This window comes from Lentzea sp. NBRC 102530 (assembly GCF_030269365.1).
Taxonomy (GTDB): Bacteria; Actinomycetota; Actinomycetes; order Mycobacteriales; family Pseudonocardiaceae; genus Lentzea.
The window spans coordinates 374,162-394,590 of the sequence record NZ_BSTF01000003.1 but is presented as its reverse complement, the minus strand read 5'-3'; the positions used below and the strand labels follow the sequence as shown (position 1 = coordinate 394,590).

At 68.6% G+C, this 20,429-nt stretch carries 21 protein-coding genes; 12 read left to right on the top strand and 9 right to left on the bottom strand.

Translation table 11 applies throughout. The annotated features are described in order from the left end of the window. Positions 1-26 precede the first annotated feature (26 nt). The 6 genes from QSK25_RS09535 (at position 27) to QSK25_RS09510 (ending at position 5,794) form a co-directional block, all read left to right on the top strand. Positions 27-1,547 carry a protein kinase family protein gene (locus QSK25_RS09535; RefSeq protein ID WP_285636574.1) on the top strand — a complete coding sequence of 507 codons (1,521 nt, stop codon included), beginning with the start codon at positions 27-29 and terminating at the stop codon, positions 1,545-1,547. A gap of 97 nt (positions 1,548-1,644) precedes the next feature. After that, positions 1,645-2,262: an RNA polymerase sigma factor SigM gene (sigM, locus tag QSK25_RS09530; protein ID WP_285636571.1), complete on the top strand. Its 618-nt coding sequence runs from the start codon at positions 1,645-1,647 to the stop codon at positions 2,260-2,262. Continuing rightward, entirely contained in the window at positions 2,259-3,008 is a 750-nt protein-coding gene (locus QSK25_RS09525; protein ID WP_285636567.1) for an RsmA family anti-sigma factor, read from the top strand. The genes sigM and QSK25_RS09525 overlap by 4 nt, the downstream gene beginning before the upstream one ends. 78 nt (positions 3,009-3,086) lie before the next feature. After that, positions 3,087-4,067, top strand: coding sequence for a thioredoxin-disulfide reductase (gene trxB, locus QSK25_RS09520; protein WP_285636563.1), 981 nt, complete (start codon positions 3,087-3,089; stop codon positions 4,065-4,067). Positions 4,068-4,101: 34 nt separating this feature from the next. Beyond that, on the top strand, positions 4,102-4,431 hold the full coding sequence (trxA, locus tag QSK25_RS09515) for a thioredoxin (protein WP_285636560.1): 330 nt from the start codon (positions 4,102-4,104) through the stop codon (positions 4,429-4,431). Between the two features lie 223 nt (positions 4,432-4,654). After that, a complete protein-coding gene (locus tag QSK25_RS09510) occupies positions 4,655-5,794 on the top strand; it encodes an N-acetylmuramoyl-L-alanine amidase (protein ID WP_285636557.1) in 1,140 nt (379 codons plus the stop codon). A gap of 60 nt (positions 5,795-5,854) precedes the next feature. On the opposite strand, the gene QSK25_RS09505 is transcribed toward QSK25_RS09510, so the two are convergent. Beyond that, entirely contained in the window at positions 5,855-6,487 is a 633-nt protein-coding gene (locus QSK25_RS09505) for a GNAT family N-acetyltransferase (protein WP_285636554.1), read from the bottom strand. Between the two features lie 135 nt (positions 6,488-6,622). Between QSK25_RS09505 and QSK25_RS09500 the strand changes: the two genes are divergently transcribed. Both QSK25_RS09500 and QSK25_RS09495 read left to right on the top strand, forming a co-directional pair. After that, complete coding sequence (locus QSK25_RS09500; RefSeq protein WP_285636551.1) at positions 6,623-7,939, top strand: aminotransferase-like domain-containing protein; 1,317 nt, start codon at positions 6,623-6,625, stop codon at positions 7,937-7,939. A 20-nt stretch (positions 7,940-7,959) separates the two neighbouring features. Beyond that, positions 7,960-8,904, top strand: coding sequence for a D-alanine--D-alanine ligase family protein (locus tag QSK25_RS09495; RefSeq protein ID WP_285636548.1), 945 nt, complete (start codon positions 7,960-7,962; stop codon positions 8,902-8,904). A 137-nt stretch (positions 8,905-9,041) separates the two neighbouring features. On the opposite strand, the gene QSK25_RS09490 is transcribed toward QSK25_RS09495, so the two are convergent. From QSK25_RS09490 to rsmG, 3 genes are all read right to left on the bottom strand, one after another. After that, positions 9,042-10,013 (bottom strand): ParB/RepB/Spo0J family partition protein, encoded by a 972-nt coding sequence (locus tag QSK25_RS09490; RefSeq protein WP_285636545.1) that lies wholly within the window; start codon positions 10,011-10,013, stop codon positions 9,042-9,044. Continuing rightward, positions 10,010-10,885, bottom strand: a complete 876-nt coding sequence (locus QSK25_RS09485) for a ParA family protein (RefSeq protein ID WP_285637585.1) — start codon at positions 10,883-10,885, stop codon at positions 10,010-10,012. The genes QSK25_RS09490 and QSK25_RS09485 overlap by 4 nt, the downstream gene beginning before the upstream one ends. Positions 10,886-11,043: 158 nt before the next feature. Continuing rightward, positions 11,044-11,691: a 16S rRNA (guanine(527)-N(7))-methyltransferase RsmG gene (rsmG, locus tag QSK25_RS09480; protein WP_285637582.1), complete on the bottom strand. Its 648-nt coding sequence runs from the start codon at positions 11,689-11,691 to the stop codon at positions 11,044-11,046. A 205-nt stretch (positions 11,692-11,896) separates the two neighbouring features. Between rsmG and QSK25_RS45350 the strand changes: the two genes are divergently transcribed. Next, positions 11,897-12,346 carry a protein-tyrosine phosphatase family protein gene (locus tag QSK25_RS45350; protein ID WP_352235721.1) on the top strand — a complete coding sequence of 150 codons (450 nt, stop codon included), beginning with the start codon at positions 11,897-11,899 and terminating at the stop codon, positions 12,344-12,346. Between the two features lie 728 nt (positions 12,347-13,074). Here the strand turns inward: QSK25_RS45350 and QSK25_RS09475 are convergent. From QSK25_RS09475 to rpmH, 5 genes are all read right to left on the bottom strand, one after another. Then, positions 13,075-13,632 (bottom strand): Jag family protein, encoded by a 558-nt coding sequence (locus tag QSK25_RS09475; protein WP_285636542.1) that lies wholly within the window; start codon positions 13,630-13,632, stop codon positions 13,075-13,077. Positions 13,633-13,662: 30 nt separating this feature from the next. Next, positions 13,663-14,706 carry a membrane protein insertase YidC gene (yidC, locus tag QSK25_RS09470; RefSeq protein WP_285636540.1) on the bottom strand — a complete coding sequence of 348 codons (1,044 nt, stop codon included), beginning with the start codon at positions 14,704-14,706 and terminating at the stop codon, positions 13,663-13,665. 5 nt (positions 14,707-14,711) lie between these two features. Continuing rightward, positions 14,712-14,969 carry a membrane protein insertion efficiency factor YidD gene (gene yidD, locus QSK25_RS09465; RefSeq protein WP_030480223.1) on the bottom strand — a complete coding sequence of 86 codons (258 nt, stop codon included), beginning with the start codon at positions 14,967-14,969 and terminating at the stop codon, positions 14,712-14,714. Next, positions 14,966-15,259 (bottom strand): ribonuclease P protein component, encoded by a 294-nt coding sequence (rnpA, locus tag QSK25_RS09460; protein ID WP_502881826.1) that lies wholly within the window; start codon positions 15,257-15,259, stop codon positions 14,966-14,968. The genes yidD and rnpA overlap by 4 nt, the downstream gene beginning before the upstream one ends. A 74-nt stretch (positions 15,260-15,333) precedes the next feature. Continuing rightward, positions 15,334-15,477: a 50S ribosomal protein L34 gene (rpmH, locus tag QSK25_RS09455; protein ID WP_030465619.1), complete on the bottom strand. Its 144-nt coding sequence runs from the start codon at positions 15,475-15,477 to the stop codon at positions 15,334-15,336. A gap of 347 nt (positions 15,478-15,824) precedes the next feature. Between rpmH and dnaA the strand changes: the two genes are divergently transcribed. The 3 genes from dnaA (at position 15,825) to gnd (ending at position 20,428) form a co-directional block, all read left to right on the top strand. Next, a complete protein-coding gene (gene dnaA, locus QSK25_RS09450; RefSeq protein WP_285636522.1) occupies positions 15,825-17,447 on the top strand; it encodes a chromosomal replication initiator protein DnaA in 1,623 nt (540 codons plus the stop codon). 897 nt (positions 17,448-18,344) lie between these two features. Next, on the top strand, positions 18,345-19,469 hold the full coding sequence (dnaN, locus tag QSK25_RS09445; RefSeq protein ID WP_285636517.1) for a DNA polymerase III subunit beta: 1,125 nt from the start codon (positions 18,345-18,347) through the stop codon (positions 19,467-19,469). Between the two features lie 44 nt (positions 19,470-19,513). Next, positions 19,514-20,428, top strand: a complete 915-nt coding sequence (gnd, locus tag QSK25_RS09440; RefSeq protein ID WP_285636513.1) for a phosphogluconate dehydrogenase (NAD(+)-dependent, decarboxylating) — start codon at positions 19,514-19,516, stop codon at positions 20,426-20,428. Position 20,429 lies beyond the last annotated feature (1 nt).

Below are 20,429 nucleotides of genomic sequence, written 5' to 3'. Positions count from 1 at the left end.
GAACGACGTCCCGTACCCTCGTTCCTGTGAGTAGCGGAGTCCACGCCGCCCTGGTCCCCGGCGGCGTCATCGGCAACGGCCGCTACCGGCTGCTCGCGAAATCCGGAGCGGACGCACGGTCGAACGCCGAACTGTGGCGAGCGCGTGACGGTCAGCTCAACCGGGACGTGGCGCTGACGGTCCTGCTGGGCAACCTCGCGGACAACGAGGCGTCCGCCCGTGCCCGCCGCACGGTCGAACGCGCGATGCACGCGTCGTCGTTCACGCACCCCGGCGTCTCGCGGGTCATCGACGTGCTGACGCCCGGCACCGGCATCCGTCCCGACGAGGGCATCCTCGGCATGGTCATCGCCGAGTGGACCCAGGGCACCGACCTGATGGACCTCATCGCGGAGGGCCCGCTGCCCGCGGGCGCCGCGACCCGCCTGCTCGAACCGCTGGGCGCCGCCATCGAGGGCGCGCACCACGCCGGTCTGGTGCTGGGCGCCGACCACCCGCAGCGCATCCGGGTCACCTCGGACGGGCGCCTGCGCCTCGCGTTCCCCGGTCCGCGGCCGGACGCGATCGCGCGCGACGACGTCAAGGGCCTCGGCGCGATCCTGTACCTGCTGCTCACCGGCCGGTGGGCGCTGCCGAACGGCCCGCAGGGCGTGCCGGTGGCCCCGACCGGGCCGGACGGGTCCGTGGTGGCCCCGAACGCGTTGCACCCGTACCTGCCGCACGACCTGTCGTCCGTCGCGGTCCGTTCGCTGGAGGACACCTCCGTGGGCGGCATCCGGACGTCGGCGGCGATCCTGCAGGTCCTCGACCAGATCGCCGCGGAAGAGGCGCAGACGTCGCTGATCCCGGCCGTGGCGGCGCGTGGCGATGACGACGACGACCAGGTCGTGTGGACGACGCAGAAGCCGCGGCAGGACAAGCAGCAGAAGAAGAAGCTGTGGATCAGCGTCGCGGTCCTGGCCGTGGCCACGCTGACCGTGATCGTCTGGCTGAGCGTGCAGATCGTCGGCTTCTTCAGCGACGAACCGTCCAAGGGCGGCGGCCCGACCGTGGTCATCAACCAGCCGGGGTCGAACGGCCAGACCGCACCCCCGCCGGCGCCCGCCGGCCCGGTGCAGCCCGCGGCGCTCGGCGTCTACGACGTGACGAACCAGCCCGACAACGCGAACCAGGCGAGCAGGGCGGCGGACAACAACGCCGGCACGTTCTGGCGCACCGACAACTACTTCCAGCAGTTCCCGGCGCTCAAGCCCGGCATCGGCCTGATGGGGTCGTTCGCGGAACCGGTGAAGCTGGCCTCGATCACGATCACCTCGCCGAGCAAGGGCACGAAGGTCGAGATCCGGGTGGCGTCGGCGCTCGACTCGCCGCTGGAGGAGACCAAGGTCATCGGCGTCGCGGACCTGTCCGACGGGCAGACGCAGATCCAGCTGAACGACCACGAGCCGACCGGGCACGTGCTGATCTGGATCACGCAGCTGTCGAGTTCGGGCGGCGGCAAGAACCAGAGCGAGATCCGCGAGATCCTCTACACCCGCGCGCAGTGACGTCGGCCGCCAACGCGGCAAGCCGGGTAGAAGTACTCAGCCACGCTGGGTAGACCTGTCCGGGTGATCTGTGATCACGCTCGCTATGGTTCCTCACGTGACCGCCGCAGCCAGCTCGGACGCCGACCTCATCTCGGCCCACGCCGCAGGTGACCCCTACGCGTTCTCGGAGCTGGTCAAACGGCACCGCGACCGGATGTGGGCGGTGGCGTTGCGCACGCTGCGTGACCCGGAAGAGGCCGCGGACGCGCTGCAGGAGGCGTTCATCTCGGCCTTCCGCGCCGCCTCGTCGTTCCGCGCGGAGTCACAGGTCACCACCTGGCTTCACCGGATCGTGGTCAACGCGTGCCTCGATCGGATGAGACGCCGACAAACAAGACCGACAGTGCCGCTGCCCGAGGCCGGTCCCGGCGAGCCCGTCGCGCCCCGCGACGCGATGAGCGACCGCGAGACCAGCCTGATCGTGCAGCAGGCGTTGATGGAGCTGCCGGAGGAGCAGCGGGCGCCCATCGTGCTCGTCGACGTCGAGGGGTACTCGGTCGCCGAGACGGCCAAGCTCCTCGGCATCGCGGAGGGCACGGTCAAGAGCCGGTGTGCGCGAGGTCGCGCCAAGCTCGCCAAAGTTCTCGGGCACCTCAGGAACCGAATCGCAGATGCGAACGTCCGAGCTGACGGTGTGAATGTGCAAGAGCAACGTCAGTGGGAGGGCCGATGACCGGCATGGAGCGCGTGCCGATGGGTCCGCCGTGGTCGGTTGACCTCATCGCGGACCTGCACGCGGGCGTGCTGCCCCCTGAGGTCGCCGCACAGCTGCGCCCGAGGGTCGAGGCGGATGCCGAGGCCAGGGAGATCCTGCGGGCGCTCGACGCCACGCTGGAGGACCTGCAGTCGCTGCCCCCCATTCCGATGCCCGACCACGTGGCCGCGCGGATCGACGCCGCGTTGGCCGCTGAGGCACGTCCGGGCATCGCCCCGGTCGTGTCGTTGAACGACGCCCGCAAGCGCCGCAACCGCAGGCTGGGACTCGGCGGTGGCGTGCTGGTGGCCGCCGCGGCCGCGTTCGGCATCGTGCTCGCCGTCGCCCCCGGTGGGCAGCAGGCGAACACGCCCGGTGACGCGGCTCCGGCACCCACGACGCAGAACTCGGCCGGGTCGGCGCAGCCGCCGTTGTCGCTGAAGCGCGACGAACTGGGGACCGCGGTCGGCGAGGTGCTCAAGGCCCAGAACTACGGCCCGCTGGAGACCCCGGACCGGTTGGCGGGCTGTCTGAAGGGCGGCGGCATCACCAGCTCGGGCACCCCGCTCGGCATCAGCCCGATCAACCTCGAGGGCAAGAACGCCGTGATGGCGATCCTGCCGGCGGGCCTCGGGAAGTACCGGCTGGTCGTGCTGGACCCGGAGACCTGCGGACCGGACGAGCCCCAGGGCGTTCTCGCGGACACGACCGTGGGCCAGAGGTAGTCGCTCAAGTCACGGAATTAGCTGCACCTACGATCCGTTGAGCCAGTCAGACGACGAGATCGAGGAGTTGCATCAGCCGTGAGCGTGCGCAACGTGATCATCATTGGATCTGGACCCGCGGGGTACACCGCTGCGGTCTACGCGGCACGTGCGCAGCTGGAGCCCCTGGTCTTCGAGGGTTCGCAGTACGGCGGCGCCCTCATGACGACGACCGAGGTCGAGAACTACCCCGGCTTCCGCGACGGCATCATGGGCCCCGAGCTCATGGAGCAGATGCGCGAGCAGGCCACCCGCTTCGGCGCCGAGCTGCGCGCCGAGGACGTCGAGTCGGTCGAGCTGACCGGGGAGATCAAGAAGGTCGTCGCGAACGGCGTCACCTACGAGGCCAAGGCCGTCATCCTCGCGATGGGCGCCGCGGCTCGGTACCTCGACATCCCGGGCGAGCAGGAGCTGCTCGGCCGCGGCGTGTCCGCGTGTGCGACCTGTGACGGGTTCTTCTTCCGCGACCACGACATCGCGGTCGTCGGCGGCGGTGACACGGCGATGGAGGAGGCCACGTTCCTCACGCGCTTCGCCAAGTCCGTGACGGTCATCCACCGCCGCGAGGAGTTCCGCGCCTCGAAGGTCATGCTGGAACGCGCGCGGGCCAACGAGAAGATCAAGTGGCAGCTGAACACGCAGGTCACCGACGTGCTGGGTGACGGCACCGTGTCGTCCATCAAGATCAAGGACACCAAGACCGGCGCCGAGTCCGAGATGCCCGTCACCGGCTTCTTCCTCGCGATCGGCCACGACCCGCGCTCGGCGCTGGTCAAGGGCCAGGTCGACCTGGACGCCGAGGGCTACGTCCTGACGAAGGACAAGTCCTCCTACACGAACCTGGACGGCGTCTTCGCCGCCGGTGACCTCGTCGACCACGAGTACCGCCAGGCGATCACCGCCGCCGGCTCCGGTTGCAGCGCCGCGATCGACGCGGAACGGTGGCTGGCCGAGCACGGCACCGAGCAGGCCGAGATCGCCGCCGAGGCCGTCGGTGGCGGCTACGGCAAGAGCAACTGAAGTTCCTTCTGCGAGATCTTTTAGGGAGAGCAACATGGCAGGCGCCACCATCACGGTGACCGACAAGTCGTTCGCGGACGACGTGCTGACCAGCGAGAAGCCCGTGCTGGTCGACTTCTGGGCGACCTGGTGCGGCCCGTGCAAGATGGTCGCTCCCGTCCTGGAGGAGATCGCCGCCGAGCACGGCGACAAGCTCACCATCGCCAAGGTCGACATCGACGCCAACCAGGCGATCGCCCGCGACTACCAGATCATGTCCGTGCCGACGCTGATCCTGTTCCAGGGCGGCCGCCCGGTGAAGCAGATCGTCGGCGCGAAGCCCAAGGCCGCTCTGCTGAACGACCTGCAGGACGTCCTCGCCTGAGACACAAAAGAGTTGCATTGGCCACGAAGTCCTCTGCAACGAGCAACGTGACCCGCCCGTCTATCGATAAGACGGGCGGGTCACGTTCGTTTTCGGTGCCGGGTCGGTGATCTCGGTACGACTGTGAGTAGCCCTGCATCGATCACTGAGCGCAGCAGGGCACAATGAAGACTTCCCAACTGACGCGCCGACCAGGTTCGGCGCCCTAGTCGAGCGAGGGTGCATGCAGCTGCTCCGCCGCGGGGACGTCGGAAGTGATGTTGCCGAGATCCGGTCGATCCTGACCAGGCTCGGACTGCTTCCGCCGGCCGACCCACAGGCGCCGCCGGTGTTCGACCAGCAGGTCGAGCACGCCGTGCGCGCGTTCCAGCAGCAGCGGGGGCTGATCATCGATGGCATCGTCGGCCCGGCCACCTACCGCTCGCTGCGTGACGCGACGTTCCGGTTGGGGGACCGGCCGCTCGCGTTCCTGATGTCGCAGCCGACGACCGGTGACGACGTGCTGATGCTGCAGGAACGACTGCTGGAGCTCGGCTACGACGTCGGCCGCGCCAACGGTGTGTTCGGTCAGCAGACCGAGCAGGCGCTGCGGAACTTCCAGCGCGACTACGGACTGATCGTGGACGGCATGTGCGGTCCCGACACCGTGCGCGCGTTGCGCCAGCTCCAGCCGAAGGTCCGCGGTGGCCGTCCCCAGTTGCTGCGCGAGCAGGAACGGTTGCGGGGCGCCGGTTCCCGTCTGTCCGGCAAGCGGATCGTCATCGACCCCGGCCACGGCGGCCAGGACCGCGGCGTGGTCGTGGACGGGCTGTCCGAGGCCGATCTGATGCTGGACCTGGCCCGCCGCCTCGAGGGCAAGATGGCCGCGACCGGCATGGAGGCCCTGCTCACGCGCGGTCCTGACAACTGCCCGGACGAGGCCGAGCGCGCGCGGTTCGCGAACGAGGCGGGTGCCGACCTGATCCTGTCGCTGCACAGCGACGGCAACTCGTCGCCGAACGCTCAGGGCGTGGCGACGTTCCACTACGGCACCGGCAACGGCACGTCGTCGACGGTCGGCGAGGCGCTCGCGGGGTTCATCCAGCGCGAGGTCACCGCCCGCACGACCATGTCGAACTGCGGGTCGCACCCCAAGTCGTGGGACCTGCTGCGGCTCACCCGCTGCACGGCCGTCCGCGTCGAGGTGGGTTACCTGACGAACGCCGAGGACCGCGCGCGACTGGCGACTCCCGGGTTCCGCGACATCGTGGCCGAGGGCATCCTCGTGGCCGTGAAGCGGCTCTACCTGCTCGGCAAGGACGACCAGCCGACGGGCACGTTCACGTTCAACGACCTGCTGCGGTACGAGATGTCGAAGAGCTGAGCTGGTTCTGACTGACGAAAAGGCCCCCTCCGCCAACGCGGAGGGGGCCTTTTCGCTGTCTCAGACCGGGCGGAAGCTGGGTTCCGCGGTGGAGACGGTGACGCTGTTGAGGAGGCGTTCGAGAGCGGCCTCGACGTCTTCCTTCCAGGTGATGGAGCTGCGGAGCTCCATGCGCAACCGGGGCCAGCGCGGGTGCGGCCGCACGGTCTTGAAGCCGACGCTCGTCAGGAAGTCGGCCGGCGTGACGCAACTGGGCTCGGAGTCGTCCGGGCGCATGTCGCCGAACGCCTCGATGGCCTTCACGCCACGACGCGTCAGATCCTTCGCCACGGCCTGCACGAGCACGCGCGCGAGTCCACCCCCTCGGAACTCCGGGAGGACGTCCAGCGACGTCATGAGGACCGCGTCCGGGCTCACCGGAGAGGTGGGGAAGGCGGCGCTGCGCGGAACGGCGGCCGGTGGTGCGTAGAACACCGAACCGGCGGGGATGCCGTCGCAGTAGATGAGGCGGCCGCACGAACCCCACTCGAGCAGGACGCTGGAGACCCAGGCTTCCTTCTCGAACTCGGTGTCGCCGTATTCCTCAGCCTGTTCTCGCAGGTGAGGAGCAAGTTCCCAGAAGACGCACGTCCTGCTGTGCTTGGACAGATGTTCCAGGTTGTCCAACGTGACGCCCACGACGCGTCGCGACACCCCGACCTCCACCCCTTGGCACACACATAGTGAACCCATACGAGGGTAGGCGAATGTGACGGAACCCGGAAGGCGCGTGCCCTGAACGGGACGACGGTTACACTCGCTCGGGACATTTCCCATACAGGAGTCCCCATGACTATGCCCGGTCAGCCTGCCAAGCAGGGCCCCAGAAGCCTTGACCCCCACCTCCGCCGCTACGCAGCGCGCACGGCAGGGATGACGGCATCGGAGATCCGGGCACTTTTCGCAGTCGCGTCCCGTCCCGAGGTCGTGTCGCTGGCCGGTGGCATGCCGCACCTGGCCGCGTTGCCGCTGGAGTCGCTGTCCGCGGAGATCGGTCAGCTGGTGGCGTCCGAGGGGCTCGTGGCCCTGCAGTACGGCTCGGCGCACGGTGTCCCGTTGCTTCGCGAGCAGATCTGCGACGTCATGGCGTTGGAAGGCATCAACGGCCACCCGGACGACGTGGTGGTGACCGTGGGCTCGCAGATGGGCCTCGACATGGTCACCCGGATCTTCTGCGACCCCGGCGACGTGGTGATCGCCGAGGGACCTTCTTATGTGGGCGCTCTCGGGTCGTTCACGGCTTACCAGGCGCAGGTCGTGCACGTCGCGATGGACGCTGACGGGCTCGTGCCGTCGTTGCTGCGAGAGGCCCTGGAGGCCTGCAAGCGCGCCGGACAGCGGGTGAAGTTCCTCTACACGATCCCGAACTTCCACAACCCGGCCGGCGTGACGCTGGCGGTCTCACGGCGAGCCGAGATCCTGGAGATCTGCCGGTCGTACGGCGTGCTGGTGGTGGAGGACAACCCGTACGGGCTGTTGGGCTTCGACGGGCAGACGTACCCCGCTCTGCGGTCCATGGACCCGGACAACGTGGTGTACCTCGGGTCGTTCTCGAAGACGTTCGCGGCCGGTTTGCGGGTCGGCTGGGTGCTGGCGCCGCACGCGGTGCGCGAGAAGCTGGTGCTGGCGGCCGAGTCGGCCACGCTGTGCCCGCCCACGCTGAACCAGATGATCGTGTCCCGGTACCTGTCGACCCAGGACTGGAAGGGTCAGATCAAGACGTACCGCGAGGCGTACCGGGATCGGCGTGATGCGGCCATCTCCGCTTTGGAGCAGCACATGCCGCAAGGTTCCACGTGGAACATTCCGGATGGCGGCTTCTACGTCTGGGTGACGGTGCCGGAGGGCATCGACACGAAGGCGATGCTGCCCCGGGCCGTGACGGCCCGCGTGGCCTACGCGTCCGGCACCGGGTTCTACGCGGACGGCTTCGGGTCGCGGCAGTTGCGGATCTCGTACTGCTACCCGACGCCGGAACGCATCCGCGAGGGCGTGCGCCGCCTGGCGAACGTCATCGAGGAAGAGATGCAACTGGCCGCGACCTTCGGGGCGACGCCGGGCCGTCAGCTGTCCGGTCCGCAGACCCCGTCGCCTGACACCGCCTGATCTTTCTTTGGAGTTGTGCTGTGGCTGACCGCATGGTCGCTGTGCTGTCCGGTGGGCTCTCCCACGAACGCGAGGTCTCGATCCGCTCGGGTCGCCGTCTGTCGGCTGCCCTGCGGTCTGTGGGCGTGACGGTGGAGGAGTGGGACGCGGACGCGTCGTTGGTGTCGCGCCTGCAGGCTTCGCGCCCGGATGCCGTCGTCGTCGCCCTGCACGGCGGCGAGGGCGAGAACGGGTCCGTGCAGACGATCCTCGAGATGTTCGGGGTGCCGTACGTCGGGACGGACTCGCGGGCGTGCCGCCGGGCGTGGGACAAGCCGACCGCGAAGGCGGAGCTGGCCCGTGCCGGGCTCGCGACGCCGGAGTGGGTCGTGCTGCCGCACGCCACGTTCCGGGAGCTGGGTGCTCGTCCGGTACTGGACGCGATGGTCTCGACTTTGGGGCTGCCGCTGATGCTGAAGCCGGACCAGGGCGGGTCTGCCCTCGGCGCTCAGGTCGTGCGCGATGCCGCGGAACTGCCGTCGGCGATGGTCGGGTGCCTGGCGTACGGGGACACCGTGCTGGCCGAACAGTTCATCTCCGGGGTGGAGGTGGCGGTGTCGGTCGTCGACGGGCCGGACGGTCCGTACGCGCTGCCGGCCGTGGAGATCGTTCCGGAGAGCGGGGTGTACGACTACACCGCTCGGTACACGGCGGGGCTGACGGACTTCCACGCGCCGGCTCGGCTGGACGCGGCCGCCGCCAAGTCGGTGGGGGAGCTGGCGGTCGCGGCGCACCGGTTGCTCGGGCTGCGGGACGTGTCGCGGACCGACGCTGTCGTCGCCGAGGACGGGACGGTCTACTTCCTCGAAGTGAACGTGTCGCCGGGTCTGACGGAGACGTCGTTGTTGCCGATGGCCGTCGAAGCGGCGGGGCAGTCTTTGGGCGAGATCTATGCCGGGCTGATCGAGCGCGCGGTCGCTCGCTGATTTTCGCGTTGCCGGGGCGGTGCCGACGCTGTCGGTGCCGCCCCTTTTTGTTCTGCTCATAGGTGACACCCCGTACCCTTCCGGATGCGGGGCGTCATCGTCACCGTGACATAAGGCCCGTGGGTGATCCTATGGGCCTACTCCGAAGTCCGAATTGTCGTATTCGGGCTGATCATGCCGACGATGCGTTCAAGATCGTCAACTGACCCGAATTCGACGACGATCCGGCCCTTCCGCTGCCCGAGTTCGACCTTCACGCGGGTGTCGAAGTTGTCGGAGAGGCGCTCGGCGAGCTCCTGCAGACCCGGCGCGTGCATCTGCTTGCGCGGGGCTGCCTTCTCCTTCTTGGGCTTCTCGTTCTTGGCGATCGTGACCGCTTCTTCGGTCGCGCGGACCGACATGCCCTCGGCGACGATTCGTGCCGCGAGGTCTTCCTGCGTCCCGGCGTCGTCCAGGCCGAGCAACGCCCGCGCGTGACCGGCGCTCAGCACGCCCGCCGCGACCCGCCGCTGGACGGGGAGGGGGAGCTTCAGCAGCCGGATGGTGTTCGTGACGACGGGCCGGCTGCGACCGATGCGGTCCGCGAGTTCCTCGTGCGTGACACCGAACTCCTCGAGCAGCTGCTGATACGCCGCCGCCTCTTCGAGCGGGTTCAGCTGGACGCGGTGGATGTTCTCCAGCAACGCGTCGCGCAGCATGACGTCGTCGGCGGTCTGCCGGACGATGGCCGGGATCGTCTTGAGCCCGGCCTGCTGCGTGGCGCGCCACCGGCGTTCGCCCATGACGAGCTCGAAGGTGTCCCCGGTGAGCTCGCGGACCACGATCGGCTGCATGAGCCCGAACTCCTTGATGGAGAACGAGAGCTCGTCAATCGCGTCCTGGTCGAACACCTGCCGCGGCTGCTTGGCGTTCGTGCGGATCGCCGTCACCGCGATCTCGCGGTACACCGCCCCCGCGACCTCACCGGCAGGCTGCTGCGGCTGGGTCTTCGTCGTGGTGCCGTTGCCAGCCACGGCGGGCCGGATCGTGCTGGGCGCGCCGGCCGGCGGACCCTGCGGAATGAGTGCGGCCAGGCCGCGCCCGAGTCCGCCCTTGCGCTGCTCCGTCATGCGCCCTCCCTCTTGGCCCCGCGGATCGCGATCTCCTTCGCGGCGTCGAGGTAGCTCATCGAACCGCGCGAACCCGGGTCGTACGTCAACACCGTCTGCCCGAATCCTGGTGCCTCGGAGACCTTCACGCTGCGCGGAATCACGGTCTTGAGGGCGACGTCGCCGAAGTGACCGCGGACCTCACTGGTCACCTGGTCCGCGAGCTTCGTGCGGCCGTCGTACATCGTGAGGAGGATCGTGGAGATCGAGAGGTCGGGGTTGAGGTGCTGCTGCACGAGTTCGATGTTGCGCAGCAGCTGGCTCAGACCCTCCAGCGCGTAGTACTCGCACTGGATGGGGATCAGCACCTCCTGCGCGGCCACCATCGCGTTGACCGTCAGCAGGCCGAGGCTCGGCGGGCAGTCGATGAAGACGTAGTCGGGCTGCAACTGGTCGAGCGCCTCGGGGGAGAGGGCTTCCTTGAGCCGCGACTCGCGCGCCACCATCGACACGAGCTCGATCTCGGCGCCGGCGAGGTCGATCGTCGCGGGCACGCAGTAGAGGTTCGGGGACGTCGGGCTGACCTGAGCCGCCTCGGCGATGGAGATCTCGCCGATGAGCACCTCGTAGACGGACGGCGTGCCGCTGCGGTGCTCGACGGAGAGCGCCGTGCTGGCGTTGCCCTGCGGGTCGAGGTCGATCACGAGCGTCTTGAGCCCGTGGATGGCGAGCGCCGCGGCCAGGTTCACCGTGCTCGTCGTCTTGCCGACGCCACCCTTCTGGTTGGCGACGGTGATCACCCGGCGATGGGTCGGGCGGGGGAGCAGCGACTCGTCGGGGTGCAGCACACTTGCCGCACGAGCCGCCTCTTCTGCAATCGGGGTCCACACCACGGCGCTGTCATCTCCGTTGTTGGTCGGCTTGGCTTTGGGTTTGGAGGTCGTCGTTTCACGTGGAACATCGGCAGCCCTGGCCGCACGGCCCGCGTTGGCAGCAGCGCCGGCAGCACCGTTGCCGGCAGCGTCAGCGGCCTGGAACTCCGGGTACACGCTCACCGATCCCTCCTCGTCTGGCGCTCGATGATGAGCACCGTCGTAGGCACCTCAAGTACGTCAGCTCCGACGACGACAACCTCGGCATTGCTACCCCCAGCCTTGGCCACCGCGGCGCCGTCGCGTTCCAACTCTTCCTCGGCACGCTCGCCCTTGAGCGCCACCATCCGCCCACCACCCTTCAAGAGCGGCAGACACCACCTCGCCAACTTCTCCAACGGCGCCACGGCCCTCGCGGTCACCGCATCGCAGTTGAGGAGCTGCTTGCGAATCGGCCCCTCCTCAGCCCGCCCGCGGAGCACCGTCACGTTGTCGAGCTGCAGGCGTTCCTTCACCTCTTCGAGCCAGGCGATGCGACGCGCCATCGGCTCCAGCAGCGTGATGCGAAGGTCCGGCCGCGCGATCGCCAACGGCACGCCGGGCAATCCGGCACCCGACCCCACGTCGACCACACGTTCGTTCGGCTTGAAGAGCTCCTCGATCACCGCCGAGTTGAGCACGTGCCGATCCCAAATCTTCTCGACCTCGCGAGGACCGATGAGTCCACGCTCGACGCCGTGCTCCTCCAGGAGCCGGACAAACTCAGCGGCACGCTCCACGTGCTCACCAAAGACGAGCTTCGCGCTGTCGGGCAACTCCCCGGCCATGTTCTCCGTCCACGTTTCACGTGAAACCACGCGGCGGCAGTGTCCCAGCGGCCGGTGGAAAAGCTGGCGAATGCCAGGGCACCATCATGACGGATCGACCGTGTGCGACGCCAAATCCTGAGCGCCGTTTCACGTGAAACTTGGGGGAAAGTTGCTGCCTCAGCTCTACACCGTTGCTCACACCGGTCCCGGAGTGGTTTCGACGATGGCTCATCCGGCGGGTGGGCGGTTGCTGGAGGGGAAGGTGGCCGGGCTTCGCGCTGCCGGCGTTGGGGTGTTGGTTTCGCTGCAGACGGACTCGGAGCGGGTTGAGTGCGACCTGCAGGATGAGGAGCGGGTGGTTCGCGCCGCTGGGATCCAGTACCTGTGCTTCCCGATTCCTGATCGGACTGTGCCATCGGTTGATGCGGCCGAGGTGGTGGTTCGGCGGGTGCATGACGCCTATTTGAGTGGGGCGCATGTGGTGTTCCACTGTTGGGCTGGGGTGGGGCGGTCATCGTTGATGGCGGGGATGTTGTTGGGGTTGGAGGGGGTTGCGCCGGAGGAGGCGTGGCGGTTGCTCGGGGAGGCTCGGGGGAGGGCGGTGCCGGACACGGCCGAGCAGGCTGACTGGCTGGATGCCTGGTGGGTTTCACGTGGAACATCTGGCTCGTAGGTTTCCGGTCGCGTTGCGCCGGTGGTCCGTACGTCCCGTCACCTTGTGCCGAGGTGGTCTCGTTGAGTTGGGGTCCGTCACCTTGCGAGGGTGGTCCAGCAGGTCGGGACGAATGATGCGGGGTGCGATTGGGGTTTGACCTCGAGCCTCGGGCGGGATGCGTATCGACCTCAAAAGCCGGGGACAGAAGCGCCCCGGCCGGTCTGACATGGTGGCATCCCGCCCCTCAAGGTCAAGCCCCAATCGCCAAGGCAGGGGGAACCGGCTCGGTGATGGGAAGCAGCCCGTTCGGGCTCGCTCCGCTTCGCCACGCCAGGACTCGTAGGTGGTTGACCGGCGATGTCGGCTGTCCGGCTGGCACCGCCTGCCGGGCCTGCGTAGGTGGTCGCCCTTGAGATGACGACTGCGGTTGGCGCCAGACACGACAGCGGCCTTGCGCTCCACCTGTGCCGCCCTGCACGCCCGCCTCGCCCCCTTCGCACCTGGCGTCCCGTCAGACACCTCACTCCGGCATCTCCTCACCACGCGTCACCTCAACTTCGGTGCTCCCGCCCTCCGCTGCTCGGCCTCCCGCTCCGTCCCTTCTCGGCCCGCTGCCCCTCTTCCCGCCGCCTCCCGTCCCGCCGATCTCCGTCTCTTCTCTCCTCGGTGGGCTCGCGTCCCCTCCTCGCAGACAGCAAACGGCCCCCGGTTCCGAGGAACCGGGGGCCGTTGTGCGGCTGGAGCTGTCAGGGCTTCGGGAAGATGATTACCCGGCGCTGCGGCTCTTCGCCTTCGCTTTCGCTGTGCACGCCCGCCACCGTGGCTACGGCGTCGTGGACCACCTTGCGCTCGAAGGGGGTCATCGGGTGCAGGCGGGCGCGCTCGCCTGAGGCGGCGACCTTCTCCGCGGTGGTGCGGCCCATCTCCGCCAGTTCGGCTCGGCGGCCCGCTCGCCACTGGGCGATGTCCAGCATCAGGCGGGAGCGGACTCCTGTTTCCTGCTGGACTGCCAGGCGGGTGAGTTCCTGGAGTGATTCGAGGACGTTGCCTCGGGGGCCCACCAGCTTGGCCAGGTCCTCGCCGCCGTCGATGCTGACGATGGCGCGGCCGCTCTCGACGTCCAGGTCGATGTCGCCGTCGTAGTCGAGCAGGTCCAGCAGGCGCTCGAGGTAGTCGCCTGCGATGTCGCCTTCCTGGACGAGCAGGTCTTCGGTCTTGCTCTGCGACTGCGGTTCTGCCGTGGCCTCGGCTGAGGCCTCGGACGACGCCTCGACGTCGTCGGTCGCCTGCAAGGTCTCCGACACGATGTCTCCTCTCCGGGGCTGCGCCCGAAATCAGCGGCGCTTCTTGCTGCCCGGCTTCTTGCTGGTGGATCGGCCTGGGGTCAGGCCGGGAATCTCGGTGTTGCCGTTGGTGGCGGCGGGGGAGTCCGAAGAGGACGCGGCAGCGGACTTCGAGGGGCCGCTCGGGCCCGCGGTCGGCATGCGCTTGGCACCGTTGGCCGGCTTGGCGCCGGGGGCGGGCTTCTTCGGGTTGACGGGCTTGGCGCCCGGCTTGGGGGCGAGGGCCTGGCGGGTTTCGACGACCGTGGCCTTCTTCTCCTCTTCCTCGGCGTCGATGCGCTTGTAGACGAAGTGCTGCTGGCCGAGCGTCCACGCGTTGTTGGACAGCCAGTAGAGGAGGATGGCGACGGGGAAGAAGAAACCGCCGGCGAGGACGCCAAGGGGGAAGATCCAGAGCGTCAGCTTGTTCATGATGGCGGTCTGGGGGTTGTCCAGCGCGGCCTGGTTCTGGCGGGCCACCGAGTGGCGGGCCGTGAAGTGGGTCGCGATGGACGCCACGATCATCAGCGGCACCGACAGCAGGATGACGTTCAGGCGCTCCGTGCCGAACTGCGCGAGCTGGTCGGACGGCATCGTGATGAACGTCGAGAGGTTCGTGCCGAAGAGCTTGGCGTTGACGAACGAGTCGACGCCCTGCTTGTCGAAGAAGTAGACCTCGCCCCAGCCGGGCTTGAACGAGCGCAGCACGTGGAACAGACCGATGAACACCGGGATCTGCACCAGCATCGGCAGGCAGCCGCCGAGCGGGTTGACGCCGTGCTCGGACTGCAGCTTCTGCATCTCCTGAGCCTGGCGCTGGCGGTCGTTCGGGTACTTCTTCTTGATCTTCTGCATCTCCGGGGCGAACTCCTGCATCCGCCGCATGGAGCGCACCTGGCCGACGAACGGCTTGAAGAGGATGGCGCGGAGGGTGAAGACCAGGAAGATCACGGCCAGCGCCCAGGCGAACCCGCTCGCTTCACCGAAGACCTTGCCGAACACCCAGTGCCAACACCACAAGATGAAGGACACCGGGTAGTAGATGAAGTTGAGCACGGGAGCTACTCCTCGGTGGATACGTCGGGGACCTGCCGCCTCGGCGGAACGGGGTCCAGGCCTCCAGGGTGCCAGGGTCCGCAGCGCAGCAACCGGCGGATGGTCAGCCAGGTTCCTCGCAGCGCACCGTGGACGGTCAACGCCTCCACCGCGTACGCGCTGCAGCTCGGGTAGAAGCGACAGGTCGGTGGCAGCAGCGGCGAGATGAACTTCCGGTAGAAGTGCACCGGCAGCAGCGCGACCTTCGCGGGCAACGTGGTCATCGCAGCACCTTGCGCAGAGCGGAAGAGAAGTCAGCGGCGAGCTCCGAGCTCGTCGCATCGGCTGCTGGTGCCAACGCGCGCACCACGACGAGAGTTCCCGGCGGCATCTCTGCCAGCGAGGGGCGCACGACGTGGCGCAGGCGGCGGTACACGCGGTGGCGGACCACCGAGTTGCCAACTGCCTTGCTCACGACGAAGCCCACCTTGGACGAATCCAAGGTGGGCACGTCGGGCTTCAAGACGTGGACGACCAACCGGGGTCGTCCGGCGCGGCGGCCTCGGCGGACCACCAGGCCGAAGTCCTGGCTGCGGGTGAGCCGGGCGGCCGGTGGGAGCACGACGACGCTGCGCTTACCAGCCGCTGTCAGGCGGACAGCGTGGCACGGCCCTTGCTGCGGCGCGCGGCCAGAATGGCGCGGCCGGCGCGGGTCCGCATGCGCAGCCGGAAGCCGTGCGTCTTCGCGCGGCGGCGGTTGTTGGGCTGGAAGGTGCGCTTACCCTTGCTCACGGTCGGTCTCCCGGTGCTTCACTGCTGACAAAGCCTTGTGGTTGTCCCCGACGGCAGTGGACGTAGGCGCGCGAAAGGCGCCCGTCGCAAGCGGGAGACTCCTTTGAGGGTACGCACGCCCGGGTGCCACGACCAAATCGGGGTGCCCCAGCCCACGTCTTGTGAGGCGTCCCGGGCCTTGTTACCGTTCTCCCCTCGCGCGTGCCGGGCCGGCGTGGGAGCCGCCATCGCACCGGCAACACAACGCACCTTTTAGTGCACAGTTGTGGATAACTCTGTGGATACCTCTATTCTCCGTGTCCACATGTGGAGTCTTGGGCTCCGGCGGAGGGGAGGGGAGCGCGGAGGTGTCGAACCAGCAGGTCGATCTTGGTCTCGTGTGGGCCGAGGTGGTGCAGGAGTTGGCGACCAGCCACCTGTCCCCTCAGCAACGCGCGTGGATGAGGGTCACCCGTCCGATCGGTTTGCTGGATGGAACGGCACTGCTCGCTGCTCCGAGCGACTTCGCGAAGGAAGCGATCGAACGCGCGCTGCGCGACCCGATCACCGACGCGCTGTCCCGCCGGCTCGGCCGGTCCGTCTCGCTCGCGGTGAAGGTCGACTCCCCGGAACCGCCGGCGCCGCCCGTCAGCCCGCCCACCACGCCGATCTCCATGCAGGCGATCCAGCAGCAGGTCATCTCGCCGGTCGCGCCGCAGGTCATCCCGCCCGTTCCGATCGTCCCCAACGGCGACACGCCCGGCCCCGTGATCACGGACGAGCCGGGGTCGACGACCGCGGACGGCGCTGAAGAAGAGGTGGACGAGGCCGGCGACGCGCTCGCCGCCGTCTCCGAGATCTGGCCCACGTTCAACACCGCCAACACGGCGGCCGCCGTGACGCCGAACGCGAACCTGCCGTACACGCGGCCCGCGAACCCGTCGCCGTCGCAGACGCGCCTGAACGAGAAGTACAACTTCGACACGTTCGTCATCGGCGCCTCGAACCGGTTCGCGCACGCCGCGGCCGTCGCGGTGGCCGAGGCACCGGCCCGCGCGTACAACCCGCTCTTCATCTGGGGTGAGAGCGGCCTCGGCAAGACGCACCTGCTGCACGCCGTCGGGCACTACGCCCAGCGCCTGTTCCCCGGCATGCGCGTGCGGTACGTGTCGACCGAGGAGTTCACGAACGACTTCATCAACTCGCTGCGCGACGACCGCAAGGTCGCCTTCCAGCGCCGCTACCGGGACATCGACGTGCTGCTCGTCGACGACATCCAGTTCCTGGAGGGCAAGGAAGGCACGCAGGAGGAGTTCTTCCACACCTTCAACACGCTCCACAACACGAACAAGCAGATCGTGGTGTCGAGCGACCGGCCGCCCAAGCGGCTGGAGACGCTGGAAGACCGCCTGCGCACGCGGTTCGAGTGGGGTCTGATCACGGACATCCAGCCACCCGAACTGGAGACGCGGATCGCGATCCTGCGCAAGAAGGCGGCCCAGGACCGGCTCGCCGCTCCGGCCGACGTGCTGGAGTTCATCGCCTCGCGCATAGAGCGGAACATCCGCGAGCTCGAGGGCGCGCTCATCCGCGTCACGGCGTTCGCGTCGCTCAACCGCCAGCCGGTCGACATCCAGCTCGCCGAGATCGTGCTGCGGGACCTGATCCCCGACTCGCACGCGCCGGAGATCACCGCCCCGACGATCATGGCGGTCACCGCCGAGTTCTTCGGCGTCTCGATCGACGACCTGTGCGGGCCCGGCAAGACGAAGGCGCTCGCGCAGGCGCGGCAGATCTCCATGTACCTGTGCCGCGAGCTGACGGACCTGTCGCTGCCGAAGATCGGCCAGACGTTCGGCGGCCGAGACCACACGACCGTCATGCACGCGGACAAGAAGATCCGCAAGGAGATGGCGGAGCGCCGCCGGATCTACGACCAGGTCCAGGAACTGACGTCGCGGATCAAGCAGCGCGCTCGCCACGCTCCCTGATCCACCCGGGTAGCCACGAAGGGGTCCTCCGCCGCGGAGGGCCCCTTTTTCGTCCGCACCCGGGGACGGCGAACGGTGCCGGCCGACCCGGCGGGAGGCGACCGGGCGCCGCGCCGCCGAACACCCGGGGACGCCGCCGTCGCCGGCAACCCCCACCCGCGGCCGTCGTGCCGCCGCCCCTCGGACGACGGCACGACCCGCTGACCGCCACCCGGGGACGGTGGCGCGGCCCGACGGCGAGCACCCGGGGACGTGATCGCGATCCGACCGGCCACCACCTGGGCACGACTTGGCCGTACCTATGGGACTGCATCAGTACGTGCGTGCCCAACCACCACCACGAGCGCCGCACGGACCCGGGTGAACGAGCCCGGATCGGCCGCGCGACGAAGGTTTCTGTTCACCCCCTGCACTCGAAGGGGTGGGGACAACTGGAAAAGTCTGTGGCCCCGGCCACGATCTGGCCACAGAAGCCTGTTGAACACCCGGGTACAACTGGCCCGCACCCGGGGACGCACCCGGGGACAACTGTGGACGATCTGTGGATCGAGAGCTGTGCACAACTGGCTGTCCCCGGGTGCGCCGATCTGTCCCCGGGTGCCATCCCCCCTTAGTCCACATGGTGGGTGACACCTTGACCTGCGCGTTTAACACCTGTCCCCACAATCCACAGCCCTTACTGTTACTGCTGTTGGATCTCTTCAAGGAAGATCTTCAAAAGCAAAACAGCGTGGATGGTTCCCGGGGATCGGTGGCCGAACCCCGAAGTGACGGGAAGGGCCAGGACGCTCTAACGTGGTTGCTCCGCACCTCGGGTTGCCGAGGGACGAGGCTCCCTAACCCCCACTGGCACGTTGTCGTGGTTGGGCTTGTCGACTGTCGAGGAAAGGACGCCTCATGAAGATCCGCGTCGAACGCGACGGCCTGGCCGACGCTGTCGCCTGGGTCGCTCGCAGCCTTCCGTCCCGTCCGCCGGTTCCCGTGCTGGGCGGTGTGCTGCTCGACGCGGAGTCGGACGATTCGCTGACGGTCTCCGGGTTCGACTACGAGGTCTCCGCTCAGGTCGGTGTCCCCGCGACGATCGCCGACGGCGGCCGCGCGCTGGTCTCCGGGCGTCTTCTCGCCGACATCACCAAGGCGCTCCCGAACCACCCCGTCGAGATCGCGGTCGACGGCGCTCGCATGATGATCAGCTGTGGCAGCGCCAGGTTCAGCCTCCCGACGATGCCGGTCGAGGACTACCCGGCGCTCCCGTCCATGCCGCAGTTGATCGGTGAGCTCCCCGGCGAGATCTTCGGCGAGGCCGTCAGCCAGGTCGCCGTCGCGGCCGGCAAGGACGACACGCTGCCGATGCTGACCGGCGTCCGCGTCGAGATCGGCGAGGGCAAGCTGACGCTCGTCGCCACCGACCGCTTCCGCCTCGCGATGCGCGAGTTCCCGTGGGAGCCGGACGCGACCCTCGGCGACGTCGCCGTCCTCGTCCCGGCCCGCACGCTCGGCGACGCGGCCAAGACGCTCGGCTCGTCCGGCGGCAAGGTCGAGATGTCGCTCGCGGCCAACGACGGACTGCTCGGCCTCTCCGGTTCCGGCAAGCGCACGACGACCCGGCTGCTCGACGCGGACTTCCCGAAGTACCGCCAGTTGCTGCCCTCCGAGCACAGCGCCGCGGCGATCATCGACATCGACGCGCTGCAGCAGGCGATCAAGCGCGTGTCCCTCGTCGCCGAGCGCGGCACGCAGGTGCGCCTCGAGTTCGTCGACGGCGGCCTGCGCCTCTCCGCCGGTGGCGACGACGAAGGCTCCGCCGAGGAAGAACTCCCGGTCGAGTACACCGGCGAAGCGGTCACCATCGCGTTCAACCCGGGCTACCTGCTCGACGGTCTCGGAGCCGTCCGCACGCAGAAAGTCCACTTGTCCTTCACCACACCGAGCCGACCGGCGCTGCTCAAGCCGGTGGACGAGGATGGGAACGTGGCGCCGGGCTACCTGTACCTGCTGATGCCCGTTCGCCTTCCCGGCTGAGAAAACCCTTACCGGGGAACAGAAACGTAGTAGGGGAGAACACCGTGCAGCTCGGACTCGTCGGCCTCGGCAAGATGGGTTTCAACATGCGCGAGCGGGTGCGCCGGGCCGGTCACGAGGTGATCGGCTACGACCGCAACCCCGAGGTCAGCGACTCGGAGTCGTTGGCGGACATGGTGTCCAAGCTCCAGGCGCCGCGCGTCGTGTGGGTCATGGTGCCGGCCGGCGACATCACCCGTAACACGGTGAAGGAGTTGTCCGAGCTGCTCGAAGAGGGCGACCTCGTCGTCGACGGCGGCAACTCCAAGTTCACCGACGACCGGATCCACGCGGACCTGTTGGCGGAGAAGGGGATCGGCTACGCCGACTGCGGTGTGTCCGGTGGCGTGTGGGGCCTCGAGAACGGCTACGCGCTCATGGTGGGCGGCGACGCGAAGCACGTCGAGCAGGCAATGCCGATCTTCGACGCGCTCCGCCCGGAGGGTCCGCGCGAGGAAGGCTTCGCGCACGCGGGCAAGGTCGGCGCCGGCCACTACTCGAAGATGGTCCACAACGGCATCGAGTACGGCCTGATGCAGGCCTACGCCGAGGGCTTCGAACTCCTCGACAAGACCGACGTCGTGGACAACGTGCCCGCGGTCATCTCGGCGTGGCAGCGGGGAACCGTCGTCCGGTCGTGGCTGCTCGACCTGCTGGTGCGCGCGCTGGAGTCCGACCCGGAACTCGACGACCTGCGCGGGTACGTCGAGGACTCGGGCGAGGGCCGGTGGACCGTCGAGGAGGGCATCAACAACGCGGTGCCGCTCCCGGTGATCTCCGCTGCGCTCTTCGCGCGGTTCCAGTCGCGGCAGGAGGACTCGCCCGCGATGCGCGCCGTCGCCGCGCTGCGCAACCAGTTCGGTGGCCACGCGGTGCACCTCGCCGGGCCGTCGTCCGGCGGCGGCAGCACCCAGGGCTGAC